The organism is Ruegeria sp. AE3 (genome assembly GCF_056542225.1).
Genome location: NZ_JBQFZL010000003.1, coordinates 40154 through 54482 on the forward strand (window position 1 = coordinate 40154; position 14329 = coordinate 54482).

15 protein-coding genes are annotated in these 14329 nt (G+C 58.1%); 11 read left to right on the forward strand and 4 right to left on the reverse strand.

All coding sequences use genetic code 11. The features are described 5' to 3' along the window. The first annotated feature begins 6 nt into the window (after positions 1–6). Genes pgsA through ACR0NZ_RS08830 form a run of 3 tightly spaced genes read left to right on the forward strand, consistent with a single transcriptional unit; the run spans position 7 to position 1371 of the window. A complete protein-coding gene (gene pgsA / locus ACR0NZ_RS08820) occupies positions 7–675 on the forward strand; it encodes a CDP-diacylglycerol--glycerol-3-phosphate 3-phosphatidyltransferase (protein ID WP_480518324.1) in 669 nt (222 codons plus the stop codon). A gap of 3 nt (positions 676–678) precedes the next feature. Next, positions 679–924, forward strand: a complete 246-nt coding sequence (gene moaD / locus ACR0NZ_RS08825; protein ID WP_480474923.1) for a molybdopterin converting factor subunit 1 — start codon at positions 679–681, stop codon at positions 922–924. A 3-nt stretch (positions 925–927) separates the two neighbouring features. Next, positions 928–1371 carry a molybdenum cofactor biosynthesis protein MoaE gene (locus tag ACR0NZ_RS08830; RefSeq protein ID WP_480474924.1) on the forward strand — a complete coding sequence of 148 codons (444 nt, stop codon included), beginning with the start codon at positions 928–930 and terminating at the stop codon, positions 1369–1371. 54 nt (positions 1372–1425) lie between these two features. Here the strand turns inward: ACR0NZ_RS08830 and ACR0NZ_RS08835 are convergent, their stop codons facing one another. The 3 genes from ACR0NZ_RS08835 to ubiA all read right to left on the reverse strand — a co-directional run bounded on the left by ACR0NZ_RS08835 (position 1426) and on the right by ubiA (position 4694). Next, positions 1426–1746, reverse strand: coding sequence for a hypothetical protein (locus tag ACR0NZ_RS08835; RefSeq protein ID WP_267365430.1), 321 nt, complete (start codon positions 1744–1746; stop codon positions 1426–1428). Between the two features lies 1 nt (position 1747). Beyond that, positions 1748–3667 carry an OmpA family protein gene (locus ACR0NZ_RS08840; protein ID WP_480518326.1) on the reverse strand — a complete coding sequence of 640 codons (1920 nt, stop codon included), beginning with the start codon at positions 3665–3667 and terminating at the stop codon, positions 1748–1750. Positions 3668–3731: 64 nt separating this feature from the next. Further along, positions 3732–4694: a 4-hydroxybenzoate octaprenyltransferase gene (ubiA, locus tag ACR0NZ_RS08845; RefSeq protein ID WP_209598711.1), complete on the reverse strand. Its 963-nt coding sequence runs from the start codon at positions 4692–4694 to the stop codon at positions 3732–3734. Between the two features lie 11 nt (positions 4695–4705). On the opposite strand from ubiA, the gene ACR0NZ_RS08850 reads away from it, so the two are divergent. The 8 genes from ACR0NZ_RS08850 (at position 4706) to pheT (ending at position 13368) form a co-directional block, all read left to right on the forward strand. Continuing rightward, positions 4706–5431, forward strand: a complete 726-nt coding sequence (locus ACR0NZ_RS08850) for a 16S rRNA (uracil(1498)-N(3))-methyltransferase (RefSeq protein WP_480518328.1) — start codon at positions 4706–4708, stop codon at positions 5429–5431. A 9-nt stretch (positions 5432–5440) separates the two neighbouring features. Next, on the forward strand, positions 5441–6169 hold the full coding sequence (locus ACR0NZ_RS08855; protein WP_480518330.1) for an endonuclease NucS domain-containing protein: 729 nt from the start codon (positions 5441–5443) through the stop codon (positions 6167–6169). Continuing rightward, entirely contained in the window at positions 6166–6693 is a 528-nt protein-coding gene (locus ACR0NZ_RS08860; RefSeq protein ID WP_480474930.1) for a hypothetical protein, read from the forward strand. The genes ACR0NZ_RS08855 and ACR0NZ_RS08860 overlap by 4 nt, the downstream gene beginning before the upstream one ends. 66 nt (positions 6694–6759) lie before the next feature. After that, complete coding sequence (locus tag ACR0NZ_RS08865; RefSeq protein ID WP_480494383.1) at positions 6760–8130, forward strand: glutamate--cysteine ligase; 1371 nt, start codon at positions 6760–6762, stop codon at positions 8128–8130. Positions 8131–8201: 71 nt separating this feature from the next. Then, positions 8202–9275 carry a phenylalanine--tRNA ligase subunit alpha gene (pheS, locus tag ACR0NZ_RS08870; RefSeq protein WP_480518332.1) on the forward strand — a complete coding sequence of 358 codons (1074 nt, stop codon included), beginning with the start codon at positions 8202–8204 and terminating at the stop codon, positions 9273–9275. After that, entirely contained in the window at positions 9272–9841 is a 570-nt protein-coding gene (locus ACR0NZ_RS08875) for a hypothetical protein (RefSeq protein WP_480518334.1), read from the forward strand. The genes pheS and ACR0NZ_RS08875 overlap by 4 nt, the downstream gene beginning before the upstream one ends. Before the next feature lie 494 nt (positions 9842–10335). Further along, positions 10336–10893 (forward strand): CE1 family esterase, encoded by a 558-nt coding sequence (locus ACR0NZ_RS08880; RefSeq protein WP_480518336.1) that lies wholly within the window; start codon positions 10336–10338, stop codon positions 10891–10893. Positions 10894–10971: 78 nt separating this feature from the next. Further along, positions 10972–13368 (forward strand): phenylalanine--tRNA ligase subunit beta, encoded by a 2397-nt coding sequence (pheT, locus tag ACR0NZ_RS08885; RefSeq protein WP_480518338.1) that lies wholly within the window; start codon positions 10972–10974, stop codon positions 13366–13368. A 43-nt stretch (positions 13369–13411) separates the two neighbouring features. On the opposite strand, the gene ACR0NZ_RS08890 is transcribed toward pheT, so the two are convergent. Continuing rightward, positions 13412–14296, reverse strand: a complete 885-nt coding sequence (locus ACR0NZ_RS08890; protein ID WP_480518340.1) for a LysR family transcriptional regulator — start codon at positions 14294–14296, stop codon at positions 13412–13414. Between the last annotated feature and the right edge of the window lie 33 nt (positions 14297–14329).

Sequence of the window (14329 nt, forward strand, 5' to 3'; positions counted from 1 at the left end):
CAAGCCATGAAGTGGAATTTGCCCAATATCCTGACGGTTCTACGCCTGCTGGCTGCGCCCGGTCTGGCCGTTATGTTTTTGTACTTCACGCGGCCCTATGCGGACTGGTTCGCTTTGATCCTGTTCCTGTCGGCGGCGATCACCGATTGGTTTGATGGCTATCTGGCCCGTGCGTGGAAACAGGAAACCAAGATGGGTGCGATGCTGGACCCTATTGCCGACAAGGCAATGGTGGTGATCGCGCTGATGATTCTGGTTGGCTATTCGACCGAACACTGGACGCCATGGCTCGTGCTACCCGCCACCGTAATCTTGTTCCGCGAGGTATTTGTCTCGGGTCTGCGCGAATATCTGGGCGATGTTGCGGGGACGCTGAAGGTTACAAAGCTGGCTAAGTGGAAAACAACAGCGCAGATGATCGCCATTGCCGTGCTGTTTTCGCAGGGTATCTTTGAACACTATGCCGTGATGGCGAGTTTCGGCATGGACGCTGCGCTGGTAGAACAGGTCATCGCGGGCCAGGTTGAAGATGTGAACCACCTGCGCTGGAACATCCATGGCATGTTTTGGGCGGGCCAGATCGGGCTGTGGTTGCTGTGGATTGCGGCGACGCTGACATTGATCACCGGCTATGATTACCTACGTAAAGCCATGCCACATCTGAAGGAGATCTAAGGGATGGATGTGCTGTATTTTGCATGGGTTCGCGAGCGTATCGGCTTGCCAAAGGAAAAGGTCGAGACGCAGGCAGTCACAGTCAATGACCTGGTGGCCGAGTTGAGCGCGCGGGAAGATCGCTATGCCGCGGCATTTGCCGATTTGTCCGCCCTGCGCGTTGCACTGGATCAGGAGTTGTCGGATTTCGACGCCTCGCTGTCGGGCGTTCGGGAAGTGGCATTTTTTCCACCAATGACAGGCGGCTGACCCATGCGGATCGCTGTTCAGCAGGAAGCATTCGATCTGGGGGCCGAGGCCAATGCTTTTGCCGCCGGGGATGATGCCAACGGAGCCATTGTCACCTTCACTGGCGTTGTGCGCGACTTGGCAAGCGGTGATCTGGACGTGATGGAGATTGAATACTATCCGGGTATGACGGAACGGGCCCTGACCAAGATTGCCCGGGAAGCCAAGGAGCGGTGGTCATTGGGTGACGTCCTGGTGATTCACCGTCATGGCCGACTGGCCCCGGGGGACAGGATCATGATGGTGGCCACCGCTGCGCCGCATCGTAAAGATGCGTTTGAGGCAGCGGAATACTTGATGGATTATCTGAAGTCTCGCGCACCCTTCTGGAAGAAGGAAATCACCCACTCTGGTGCGGAATGGGTCGCAGCCAAAGACGAAGACGAAGACGCGCTGACCCGGTGGTAGTACTTAGCGACCGTTTATTCTTGCAAACTTCGGCGACGGCGCAAGGTCGTGCGCTTAATCCGCGTTGTTGATCCGTCCGCGCAGTTCTTCGGCCTCCTGACGCGCGGCCCGCAGGCCATCCATCGCGGCTGCCAGCTCGGCCTCTGTCTGGGTTAGCTGGTTCGTCAATTCGGCCTCACGTTGCTGCAAATAGGTGATGGCCTGATCGCGTGTTTCCTCGGCCTCGTGCAACTCCTGACTCATCCGGTCCAGATCAGCGACATCGCTTTGACTTACGCGGGACAGGCGGTGCGCCAGCCAGTTGGCAAACCAGCCCATGCAGAAGGCCGCGAACAGGATAATGGCAGTGACAATGACGAATTCTGTTCTGTTCAACTTACTGGTCCCTTGCATCCGCATCAGGTGCGGTCGTGTCGGTTTGGTCCTCTGTGGATGTCGCAGCCTCGGTCTCAAGCGCTTCAAGCCCTGTTTTGGTACTTGCAACAGGCTCAGGGCGGATCAGACGGAACTCGATCCGGCGGTTTTCTTCCCGGCCCTCTTCTGTGTCGTTGTCAGCGATGGGTTGCGTTTCCCCATATCCCACAGCGGTGTAGCTGCTGGTAGGAATGCGCCGCCCGCGCAATTCGTTCAGAATGGATTGTGCCCGCGCCTGGCTGAGTTGTTGGTTCATCTCTTCCCGGCCCTGACTGTCAGTGTGGCCCTGAATCTCCATACGGATCGGACCGCAGTCGCGCAGGATATCCGCAATCTGGTTCACCACATCGCGCGAGTCTGATGCAATCGTGGCCGATCCGGGCTCAAAGGCGATCTTACCGGTGGCCTGAATTTCGGCGATCTGGGCCTCGCAGACTTCCGGGTCGGGCAGGGCGTCCTCGGGTTCCCGTGGGGGCTGATAGGTGATGGTCAGGGTGTATTCCTGCCCCTCGCCCAGCTTGTCGGACAGTTGACCTGCGATACGGGCCTTGGCGTCTTCTTCGTGGCTGAGGCCGATCAGTTCGACCGTATCGGGTGTTACGGTCAATACGCCGTTGTGGAGCTGACCCAAAGCCTCCAGACCGGCCAGTACACGTACTGGCCAGTCCGCCGGAAGATCCGAAACGATGCGGGTGGCGGTGTAAACCTGATCGGACCCAAAGGCCGCGCGCGCGTAGCTGTCGACCATGTCGCGCAGAGTTTCATCACCCAGCCGTCCGCGCAATTGCACCAGCCCTTCAGGGCTGCGGGTGGCCGAGAACTCGACCGGGCCGTTTGGGTTTGTTGTCTCAGGCTCTGGCAAAACGGCGTGCAATGCGAAGACCGCAGGCAGCTCGGTTTCAAGCTCGCCCACAACCAGGTCGAACACCGCAGGATCGGTGCCCTCGGCAGCAATCAGGGTAATGTCTGCGTCTGACATGGTGACCGAACCCCAGCCGATCCTGAACAGCGCCTGAATGCTTTTCTCGGCTGCTTCTGGCCAGCGTGGCGACGGCTCGCCCAGTGCGACGGTACAGGAATAAGACCCCGTCAACCCCGCGTTTTTCGCGGCGGCCACGATACGGTCACGTGCCTTCTCATCCTGGGCGGAACAGGCGTCAAAATGCCCACCTCCTTCGTCGATCAGGTAACGCAAAGTAAAAGGCGTGACGACCGGGCGAGGTGCTGAAATTGCCAGCCCAACCCGCAGGCTGGGCGGTGCCGTACGGGTCAGGTCGCGTTCCAGTTTTTGTTTTTCTTGCTGACTGTTGGCAATTGCCGTGATCCTGACCAAATCCGGGTTGGCGGAAATTTTGGCGCGGGGCAGGTGGGTTAGGGCCTCTAACGCGTAAGAAATTGCGGCATCCCATCCTTTGGGCTTTGGATAATCCGCTGTTTCCATCAGGTCCGACACGGCAACGGATCTGTCCAGATTGCCCAGCCGTTGGATCAGCTTGTCCCTGTTCTCACTGGCCGGGATCAGACCAATCACCGAGATTCCACTGTCATTGCGCAGGATTTCTACCGAAAAGCGCGGTGCTGCGAGGGCAGAAGTTGCGATAACCTCCATTTCATCGATTACGCGAGATGTATCAACTTCGGTTCCCGCGGCGGTCAGAGCGTTAAAGCGGGTCGCCTCATCCGGCGCTGTACCGGTCAGGACCACCCGCAAACCATCGGCCTCGACCTCGGCCCAATCATGTCCTTTTAGGTCCAGCGAGCGCCGTACAGCCAGTTCTGATGATTCTTCGATCTCGGTAACAGCATAGCTGGCTGCCAGAAGCGACAGGCCAGCTGATACGAGAAAGATCAGGGAAACAGCAATAAAATACGGCAGACGCATGTTTGGGTTTGACACTCCTCAGGCGTTTGCGCCGATCTTTACAGGCCCCGTTCAGCAGGTGCAATCAGAGCAGCAAGGCGACGCAGAGGAAGATCAGCGGAATAAAGCCGGTATCGCGGTTGGCCCGAAACAGCAGCAGCAGCTTGGCGTTGTCTTCAGTATCAAGCCCGCGCAATTGCCACATCATGTGCCAGCCCATGGCCCAGGGACCGCAAAGCGCGATCCCCAACGCCAGAATCGACGCGTCAGGCACCCCGGCATCAATAATGGCCAGTCCCATCAGCGATACTGTTGCGACCAGAAAATACTTCAGCCATTTCGCCGTGTCGGTGCCGAACAGGCGCGCGGTGGATTTGATGCCGACCAGTTCATCATCCTCGGTATCCTGATGTGCATAGATCGTGTCATAGAACAGGGTCCACGCGATGCCGGACAGGTACAGCGTGACAGCAGGCCAGCCGAGCGACCCGCTATGCGCCGTCCAGGCCAGCAATGCGCCCCAGTTGAAGGCCAGACCCAGAAAAACCTGAGGCCACCAGGTAAACCGCTTGGCAAACGGATAAACGGTCACCGGCAGCAAAGATAACACACCCATGGCAATGGCCGCCTGATTGAAGCTGAGCAGAATGCCAAGCGCCAGAAGACTTTGCAGGATCATCCAGGCCGCAGCTTGCCGGACACTGACTTGCCCCGACGGTATCGGGCGCGAGCGCGTGCGTTCAACCTGTGCGTCGAATTCCCGGTCTGTAATGTCATTCCACGTGCAACCGGCACCTCGCATCAAAAAGGCTCCGAATGCGCAGCCTAGGGCAATCCACAGATCTTCCCAACGCGGTTGGCCGTCATGCAGGATGGCCAGCGCCAGCCCCCACCAACATGGAAGCAGCAACAGCCATGTGCCGATGGGCCGGTCCGCGCGGCTGAGGCGCAGATACGGACGGGCAAAGGCTGGGGCATGGGTGTCGACCCAATTGCCGGTGACGGCATCGGCGACTTGACCATCTGGTGTTGGGGCATTGCCTTGCATATGTAGGTCTCATGAGTGCGAAAATCAGACTGTATGTAGAGCAGCCCTTGGGTCAGGGGCAATCGGTTCCTTTGACGCGCGATCAGGCGCACTATCTGTTTGGCGTCATGCGACTGCCGGTTGGCGGAGCAGTGGCGCTGTTTAACGGCAAAGATGGAGAGTGGCTGGCCGAGGTGGCCGAGTCCGGAAAACGTGGCGGCGCTCTAAACTGTATCAGGCAGACCAAACCTTTGCAGCTGCCCCCCGATCTGTGGTTCCTGTTTGCGCCGATCAAAAAGGCGCGCACCGATTTCATTGTTGAAAAAGCCGCTGAAATGGGCGCGGCTCGCATCCTGCCAGTTCAGACCGAATTCACCAACGCAGACCGTATCCGGCAGGACCGGCTTCAGGCTCATGCAGTCGAAGCAGCTGAACAATGCGGTGGAACCTACGTGCCCGAGGTGGCAGACCTTCAGCGGCTGGAGCGTGTGCTGAATACCTGGCCTGAAGGTCGGCAGTTGATGTTCTGCAACGAGGCCGAAGTCGGCTCGGCCCTGCGGCTGGCAGCGAATGAAAAAGGGCGCCCCTGGGCTATTCTCATCGGCCCGGAAGGCGGGTTTTCCAACGCTGAGCGCGCACGGCTATCGGCTTTGCCCTATGCGCATGTGGTCAGTCTTGGCCCGCGTATTCTGCGGGCGGATACAGCGGCGGTGGCCGCGTTGACCATGTGGCAGCAGGCATTGGGGGATTGGACTTAAGGAATCGGTATGGATAAAAATTATCATGATTGGCTTGTTTCGGAAGGGTATGCCGAAAACACCTGTATCGCCCAGATTCATCGTGTGCAGAAAGTGGAAGAGCACTATGGTTCATTAGATGATGCCTTTAACGCTGGAAAGCTGCAGGACGTTGTTTTAGGCTTGAATTATTCCACCGCAGACGAGCGCAGCGGTCGAAAGAACCCTTCTCGAATTCCAATAAACGGCAATTTGCGAAATGGACTTCAGTCTTACAAAAACGCGGTTCAGCGTTACGCTCGATTTCGGCGCGAAGCTAGTTCGCAAAACAAAGAGGCACCCGCGAACGATCCTGCCGCCCCAATAGAAGCTCTGACCTCTGAGCGCCAGAGATTTGCGCTCGAGCGGGATATGCAGTCTGCCCTGCGACGAGAGATTTCTTTGTTAGATGGAAGCCTGTCAATCATTGATGATGGCGCCGAACGCGCAGTAGTCTCTGGTTTTATTGATATTTTGTGTCGAGATGTAGAAGGCGGCTTAGTAGTTATTGAGTTGAAAGCGGGAAGGACGGACCCAAAGGTTGTGGCTCAGATCTTGGGCTATATGGGCGATCTTTTGGAAGAAGGTGAGGATGAGTCAATCCGGGGCATCATTGTCGCCCACGACTTCGACAAACGCACAGTATCGGCTGCAAAGGCCGTGCCAAACCTGAAGCTTGTTCGCTATGCGGTGTCATTTTCGTTTGAGGCGATGGCATGAGTTTCATCCGACCCGAAGCAAAACTGGCGCTTTGGCGTTGGCGTGAGGTTCTGGTCGCGGCTTTTGTCCTGATCCTTGGTCTGAGCTGGATCAGCGGGCCGGGTGGGCTGTTGGCCTGGGTAGGCTGGTTTCTGATTGTCGTGTCAGCGGCTTTGGCTGTGATCGGCATTCAGCGCGCGCGTTTCAGAACAGGGGCGGGTGGGCAAGGTGTCGTGACGATTGATGAAGGCCAGATCACTTATCTGGGTCCCTTGGATGGCGGCATCGTCGCGTCCCGCGAAATTGAGCGTCTGGCCCTTGACCCGACCTCCGACCCCGCACATTGGGTTCTGGATCAGCCGGGCCAGCCAGCGCTTCACATTCCTGTGAATGCAGAAGGAGCCGAGGCGTTGTTCGACGTATTCTCAAACCTGCCGGGCCTCAAAACCGAGCAAATGCTGTCGGAACTCAACGGCAAATCGCAGCATCCGGTCGTTATCTGGGAACGTACACCGTCGCGCCCGGCGCATTTGCCGTTGCATTGACACTGGCGCCATTTACGACCACCACTTGACCTTCAAAACAGACACAGCAGGATCGGAGCACGGTTCATGTCCATCCCTCAGTCCGGCGGCGGTCCGATCGAACGCCATGAACAACTGGCCGAATATCTGGAATCGGGTTGCAAACCCAAGCAAGATTGGCGCATCGGCACCGAGCATGAGAAATTCGGCTATTGCAAGGACACGCTGAAACCTCTGCCTTTTGAAGGAAAGCGATCCATTGTCGCCGTGTTGGAGGGGTTGCGGGATCGCCACGGCTGGGGAGAGGTCCGTGAATCCGGTCATCTGATCGGTCTGGAAAAGGACGGCGCAAATGTCAGCCTTGAACCGGGTGGCGCGCTGGAGCTGTCGGGCGCCCCTCTGGAGACGATCCATGAAACCTGCGATGAGGTGAACACTCACCTGCGCGAGGTGAAGGATATCGCCGATGAGATCGGCGTGGGATTCATCGGTCTGGGCGCGGCGCCGATCTGGACGCATGACCAGATGCCGCTGATGCCCAAGGGGCGGTATCGGCTGATGAACGATTATATGGAAAAAGTCGGCACCATGGGCCGCGCCATGATGCGGCGGACGTGTACCGTTCAGGTCAATATCGACTTCGGGTCCGAGGCCGACATGGTACAGAAACTGCGCGTGGCGCTGGCGTTGCAGCCGGTGGCGACGGCGCTGTTTGCCAATTCTCCGTTCTTCGAAGGCAAGGTGAACGGCCAGAAAAGCTGGCGCAGCCATATCTGGCGACATCTGGACGATGCGCGCACGGGCATGTTGCCCTTCGTGTTCGAGGATGGCTTTGGATTCGAACGCTATGTCCAATACGCGCTCGATGTTCCGATGTATTTTGTCTACCGCAATGGTCAGTACATCAACGCGCTGGGCATGTCGTTCCGCGATTTCCTCAAGGGTGAATTGCCTGCATTGCCGGGAGAAACGCCGACCCTGTCGGATTGGGCCGATCACCTGACGACGGCCTTCCCCGAGGCGCGGATCAAGAAGTTCATGGAGATGCGCGGCGCGGATGGTGGCCCTTGGCGACGACTTTGCGCCTTGCCGGCCTTCTGGGTCGGGCTGACCTATGACCAAACCGCGCTGGATGCGGCGTGGGATCTGGTCAAGGGCTGGGATGCCGAAACGCGCGAGGGGCTGCGTGTTGCGGCGGCTAAAGACGGGCTTCAGGCGCAGGTTGGCAACGTCAACATGCATGATCTGGCGCGTGAAGTCGTGGCGATCTCCGAGGCGGGCCTGAAAGCCCGCGCGCGCCCCGGTGCTGGTGGGCTGGTCCCGGATGAGACGCATTTCCTGAACGCGCTGAAGGAAAGCATCGACACCGGCAAGGTTCCGGCAGATGAGTTGCTGGAACACTACAATGGCGACTGGAATGGCGACCTGACCCGGATTTATCCCGAATACAGCTATTGATGCGCACCGTCCCGCTTGCATTCGCGGGGCGGGGCCGATAGCAGGTTCTCGACCAAATTCAGAGGGCCGTCATGGACGATCTTAAGGCAAAGTATCTGGGCCAAATCGCAGAGGCAGGCGACGAAAACGCGCTTGAGGCGATCCGCGTCGCGGCTGTTGGCAAAAAAGGCGAGGTCGCGTTGAAGATGCGCGAGCTGGGCAAGATGACGCCCGAGGAACGTCAGGTCGCAGGCCCGGCGCTGAATGCCCTGAAGGATGAGATTAACTCGGCGCTGTCCGCCAAAAAAGCCGCGCTGGCCGATGTTGCACTGGATGAGCGCCTGCGGACCGAATGGCTGGACGTCACCCTGCCGACCCGCCCGCGCCGTCAGGGGTCAATCCACCCGATCAGCCAGGCGACCGAGGAACTGACCGCGATCTTTGCTGAACTGGGCTTCTCGGTGGCCGAAGGGCCGCGTGTTGAAGACGACTGGTACAATTTCGACGCGCTGAACATCCCCGGTCACCACCCCGCACGGGCCGAGATGGACACGTTCTATATGTACCGCGCCGAGGGTGATAACCGCCCGCCGCACGTGCTGCGCACCCATACCTCGCCGGTACAGATCCGGTCGATGGAAAAACAGGGCGCGCCGATCCGCGTGATCTGTCCGGGCGGCGTGTACCGCGCCGATTACGACCAGACCCACACGCCGATGTTCCATCAGGTCGAAGGGCTGGCCATCGACAAAGACATCTCGATGGCGAACCTGAAATGGGTTCTGGAAGAATTCGTGAAAGCGTTCTTCGAGGTCGACGATGTCGAACTGCGCTTCCGCGCCTCGCATTTCCCCTTCACCGAGCCATCGGCCGAGGTCGATATCCGCTGTTCCTGGGATAACGGTCAGCTGAAGATCGGCGAGGGCGACGACTGGATGGAGATTCTGGGTTCCGGCATGGTCCACCCCAAGGTGATCGCCGCTGGAGGGATCGACCCCGAGGTCTATCAGGGTTTTGCATTCGGGATTGGCATCGACCGTCTGGCGATGCTGAAATACGGCATTCCGGATTTGCGGGCGTTCTTTGATTCTGACCTGCGCTGGCTGCGCCACTATGGGTTCGCGGCGCTGGATATGCCGAACCTGCATGGTGGTTTGTCGCGGTGAGCGAAATTGAGGTGATCACGGCGTGCGAGAACGTGTGCCGTGATTTCCATTGGATCGTAAGTCTCGACCCTCGAGTTATACAAGGGATCCTTACTCTACTAGCGGCGCTTGTTGCGGCTCTAACGGCACTACACATCGCTAAGAAAATCTACCCTATTCAAAAAGATAAAGACCGTGACATTAAGATCGATGAAGAAGAGCGATCAGTTTATCGGGGCTATCTCAAAAGCGTCGATCTTATCGTCAATCAAAGACTTTACGAGAGCCAAAATGATAAACTCAAGGCATTTGCAGATTGTAAATCAGCTTTAAACGAAGTTCTGATTTTTGCTGACCAGAAAACAGCGGCAGCAATGTGGGCGCTATACAAGTCAGCTTCAATTCTCGCGAATAAAATGTCCGAAAAGCACGAAACAGACGATGTTAGTGTCGATGAGTTTTCAGATGTAATTCGGGCAGCAAACAGAGATTTTCAGCTTGCTGTAAACGCCGCGAGAAGTGAACTTAACGGGGAAAAGCTGGGCTTCAATTTAGACCTCGCGATTTTGGCTAGCAAACGCAGTTAGATGTCCCGGCGCGGAGCAAAGGCCGATAGGCCACCGCGCTATCGCCAGACCACCCGCACGGGTTGGCGATTTGTCCCCGACAGTGCAACGCTCGAACAGCGCTCGGATTTGGCCCGCATAAACTGCCCACCACAACCCAAGGATCGCCATCCCGCGGTCTGCTCATAGCGCGGCTTGATGTTTTGACCTTATGTAGGGCGGGCTTCAGCCCGCCATGTGCGATGGGTGGGTGCCGGGCTGAAGCCCGGCCTACGTTCGGACCACACCGATATGTTAAGTGACAGGGCGGAATGCCCCGTTAGGGTCGGGCGCATGATCTGTCGATTGCTCTGCCTTCTCCTGCTGATGGCCTCGCCTGCCTTTGCCATGGGTCCCTGGAAAACCGAATGCCACGGCGATATTGCCTGTGATCTCGGTGACCGCTCGTATCACGTTCTTGAACCTGATGGCTGGGATGGTGAAACACCTCTGCCGGTGCCACGAAGCGTCGGGGTGTGCTGCTGGTGGCCCCGAACGGTTTGGGCAAAAGCTGGGATTTCTGGTCCGCAAGCTCGGATGATGTGCCTTTTGCCGACCGGGTGCTTGAGGATATCGCCAGGCGCTATCCGATAGACCCGACCCGCATCTATGTATCAGGCTATTCCTTTGGCAGTGCGATGGCGTGGCGCTTTGTCTGCGAAACCGGCGATGATATCGCGGCACTGCTGGGTGTGGCGGGAACACTCCGCCAGACCGAGACCTGCCCGCAAGCCCCGCGAGAGGCGCGGCATGTCCATGGGACAGATGACACGGTAATGGATTTCCCGTTTGGTCCGGGTGGCGACATGACATACCCGGTGGCGCTGTGGCGTGAGAAATATGGCTGCGGTGCAGCGACTCCGCGCGGTGATTGGAGTGTGGAACCGTTCCTGACGCTCAGACGAGTGGAATGGACCGATTGCGCGCAGGGGCTGGTGACGCTGGACACGCATCCCGGTGGGCATTTCATCCCCCATGGCTGGATCGGATGGCAGCTGGATGAGCTTTTGGGCCGCACCCCCACCTATCCGTGACGCGCAGAGCTTGCACCCCGGCGCATTCTTTGCCATTGCCTGTGCCGACTGAATGTTTGCCAAAAAAGGCCCCGTGCAATGAAATTCACTCTGTCCTGGCTGAAAGACCACCTCGACACTGATGCTTCGGTTGATGAAATCGCCGAGGCGCTGACCGATCTCGGGCTTGAGGTCGAAGAGATCGTGAACCCGGCCGAACGGCTGGCAGGCTTTACGCTGGGCTGTGTGAAACACGCCGAAAAACACCCTGACGCAGACAAGCTGCGCGTTTGCAAGGTCGATACAGACGAGGGCGAGCTACAGATCATTTGCGGTGCTCCCAATGCGCGTGAAGGGATCACGGTCGTGGTCTGCAAACCGGGCATGTACATCCCTGGCCTAGACCTGACCATCAGCGTCGGCAAGATCCGCGGTGTCGAAAGCTTTGGCATGATGGCGTCCGAGCGTGAGCTGGAACTGTCGGATGAACATGACGGCATCATCGAACTGCCCTCGGGCGAAGTGGGTGATACATTTGTGGACTGGCTTGCAGAAAACGACCCTTCCAAAGTCGACCCGATGATCGAAATCGCGATCACTCCGAACCGCCCGGATGCGCTGGGGGTTGAAGGGATTGCGCGCGATCTGGCCGCGCGTGGAATTGGCACGTTGAAGCAGCGTGACTATACGCATGTTCCGGGTGATTTCGATTGCCCGATCAAGGTGACGATCGACGAAGACACGCTGGATGGCGCGCCACATTTCACTGGCCGTCTGATCCGTGGCGTGAAGAATGGCCCCAGCCCGCAATGGCTGCAGGATATGTTGAAGGCCATAGGTCTGCGTCCTATCTCGGCGCTGGTGGATATCACCAATTATATGACCTACGATCACAATCGCCCGCTGCACGTGTTCGACGCCGACAAGGTTCAGGGCAACCTGCGGGTGCACCGCGCCAAAGGCGGCGAGACGCTGGTTGCGCTGGATGAAAAAGAATACACGCTGCAACCCGGAATGATGGTGATTTCGGATGACAAAGGTCCGGAGTCGATTGCGGGCATCATGGGCGGTGAGGAAACCGGATGTACCGAGGAAACGGTAAACGTCTTCCTTGAAAGCGCGTTCTGGGATCATGTTCAGATCGCTCTGACGGGCCGTGCGCTCAAGATCAATTCCGACGCGCGCTATCGGTTCGAGCGCGGTGTCGACCCGGAATACACCCGCGAGGGGCTGGAACACGCGACCCAGATGATTCTGGATATCTGCGGCGGAGAAGCCTCCAACGTGGTAGAGGCGGGCAAAGCACCGAACCATGCGCGCGCCTACAAGCTGAATGCGGAAAAGGTGCAGTCTCTGGTCGGGATGGATATTCCCGAAAGCGAACAGCGACAGACCCTGACCCGTCTGGGCTTTCGTCTGGAAGGTGAGATGGCCCATGTCCCCAGCTGGCGCCCGGATATCCTGGGCGAGGCCGATCTGGTGGAAGAAGTCGCGCGGATTGCTTCCTTGACAAAGCTGCAAGGCAGGCCGCTGCCGCGCGTGACCGAGGGGATACCGAAACCGGTAATGACCCCGACACAACGCCGTCAGTCCATGGCGCGCCGTACCTGCGCGGCGCTGGGTTACAACGAATGCGTCAGTTATACGTTCATTGATCAGGCCTCGGCGGCTTTGTTCGGTGGTGGCGATACTACAACCATGCTCGAAAACCCGATTTCATCCGAGATGAGCCATATGCGCCCCGATCTGCTGCCTGGCTTGTTGCAGGCTGCGGCCCGCAATCAGGCGCGCGGTTTCGCGGATGTCGCCTTGTTCGAGGTCGGCCCGGTCTTTCACAATGGCGAGCCCGGCGATCAGAAAACCCAGATCACCGGCCTGCTGGTAGGACGTTCGGGCCCCAAGGATTTGCACGGTGCTGCGCGTCCGGTGGATGTGTTCGATGCCAAGGCTGATGTCGAGGCTGTACTGGCCGCCATTGGTGCGCCCGAAAAGGTTCAGATTTTGCGCGACGGCGATCCATGGTGGCATCCGGGTCGCCATGGCAAAATCTGTCTGGGTCCGAAAAAAGTACTGGGTGTCTTCGGAGAGCTGCATCCGCGCGTTTTGCAGGCGATGGACATAAAAGGTCCGGCAATGGCGTTCACCATCTGGCCGGACGAAGTGCCTTTGCCCCGCAAATCCGGTGCCACTCGCGCTGCGCTGGAACTACGCGACTTGCAGGCGGTCGAGCGTGATTTTGCCTTTGTCGTCGATACCGATGTCGAAGCGCTGACGTTGGTGAACGCAGCCGCGGGTGCCGACAAGGCGCTGGTCGTGAGCGTGCGTGTCTTTGACGAATTCATCGGCGGCAGCCTTGGCGAAGGTAAAAAGTCTCTTGCCATTACCGTGCGCCTGCAACCGACCGAGGCGACGCTGAAGGAAAAAGACATCGAAGCCGTGGCCGAGAAGATCATTGCCAAGGTCGCCAAGGCGACGGGCGGAGTTCTGCGCGGTTAGAGCTCTGAGGCTCCAATGGAAAGCGCACCTTCGGGCGCGTTTTTTATTTGGACAGGAACTTGGTCAGTAAGTCATAGACCAGCCGGATGCGGCGGCTGGTGTGCAACTCGCGATGCGTGGTCAACCAGATCGGAAATGTGATAGCCTCCATCCCGGGGCATACACGCTCCATACCTGGTGTCGCATCGCCGACGGTCTGCGACATGGGCGCGATGCCAAAGCCTTGTTTGGCGTATTCCCAAGCCACTATTCCGTTCTGAGACCCAAGCCGGAAATTCTCGTTGGTCAGGTGAATGCCAAGCGGCTTCAGATAGGCGATCATCTGATTGTTGTCGCCAAAGCTGATGAACTCATGCCGTGAAAGGTCCTGCTTTGATTTTGGGCGTCCCGCACGGTTGAGATACTCTGTGGTTGCATAGAAATGCCCCGACGCCTCCTGTACCAGCTTGGCGATTAGGTCGGGTTGATCAGGACGGACATGGCGGATCGCGATATCTGCCTCGCGCCGCATAAGATCCTGAATATCGTTTGAGGCAATCACGTCAATCCGCAGGCGCGGGGCTTGCGCCCGGATTTCGCGCAGCAGGTCGGGCAAGACATAGGCCGACATCACGTCACTGGCGGTGATGCGAACCCGGCCTTCAATGGATTGTGCCTGTCCGGATGCCGTCAGCGCGATGCGGTTGGCGACGTCCCCCATTTTGCGAGTATGATCCAGCAGCTCCAATCCGGCCTGAGTGATCTCAAGGCTTCTGCCAACCCGTTCAAACAGCATCACGCCCAAGTCCTGTTCAAGCGCTGCTATCTGGCGACTCAGGGTAGGCTGCGTTTGCCGCAGCTGCCGTGCCGCCGCGGAAAATGACCCAGTTTCAGCCGTCGCCAGAAAGGCCCGGATGTGGTTCCAATCAAAATCGCCAAAATCATTCATACAAAAATGTATAGTAAACCTGCAAAATTCGGC

What these genes read in the sequence shown, in the direction of transcription:
- ubiA (WP_209598711.1), bottom strand. Translation starts at nt 4,694, where the DNA reads ATGCAAGGCAATGCCCCAACACCAGATGGTCAAGTCGCCGATGCCGTC.
- pheT (WP_480518338.1), top strand. Translation starts at nt 10,972, where the DNA reads ATGAAATTCACTCTGTCCTGGCTGAAAGACCACCTCGACACTGATGCT.
- ACR0NZ_RS08890 (WP_480518340.1), bottom strand. Translation starts at nt 14,296, where the DNA reads ATGAATGATTTTGGCGATTTTGATTGGAACCACATCCGGGCCTTTCTG.
- pgsA (WP_480518324.1), top strand. Translation starts at nt 7, where the DNA reads ATGAAGTGGAATTTGCCCAATATCCTGACGGTTCTACGCCTGCTGGCT.
- ACR0NZ_RS08860 (WP_480474930.1), top strand. Translation starts at nt 6,166, where the DNA reads ATGAGTTTCATCCGACCCGAAGCAAAACTGGCGCTTTGGCGTTGGCGT.
- ACR0NZ_RS08840 (WP_480518326.1), bottom strand. Translation starts at nt 3,667, where the DNA reads ATGCGTCTGCCGTATTTTATTGCTGTTTCCCTGATCTTTCTCGTATCA.
- ACR0NZ_RS08850 (WP_480518328.1), top strand. Translation starts at nt 4,706, where the DNA reads ATGAGTGCGAAAATCAGACTGTATGTAGAGCAGCCCTTGGGTCAGGGG.
- ACR0NZ_RS08865 (WP_480494383.1), top strand. Translation starts at nt 6,760, where the DNA reads ATGTCCATCCCTCAGTCCGGCGGCGGTCCGATCGAACGCCATGAACAA.
- ACR0NZ_RS08830 (WP_480474924.1), top strand. Translation starts at nt 928, where the DNA reads ATGCGGATCGCTGTTCAGCAGGAAGCATTCGATCTGGGGGCCGAGGCC.
- pheS (WP_480518332.1), top strand. Translation starts at nt 8,202, where the DNA reads ATGGACGATCTTAAGGCAAAGTATCTGGGCCAAATCGCAGAGGCAGGC.
- ACR0NZ_RS08855 (WP_480518330.1), top strand. Translation starts at nt 5,441, where the DNA reads ATGGATAAAAATTATCATGATTGGCTTGTTTCGGAAGGGTATGCCGAA.
- moaD (WP_480474923.1), top strand. Translation starts at nt 679, where the DNA reads ATGGATGTGCTGTATTTTGCATGGGTTCGCGAGCGTATCGGCTTGCCA.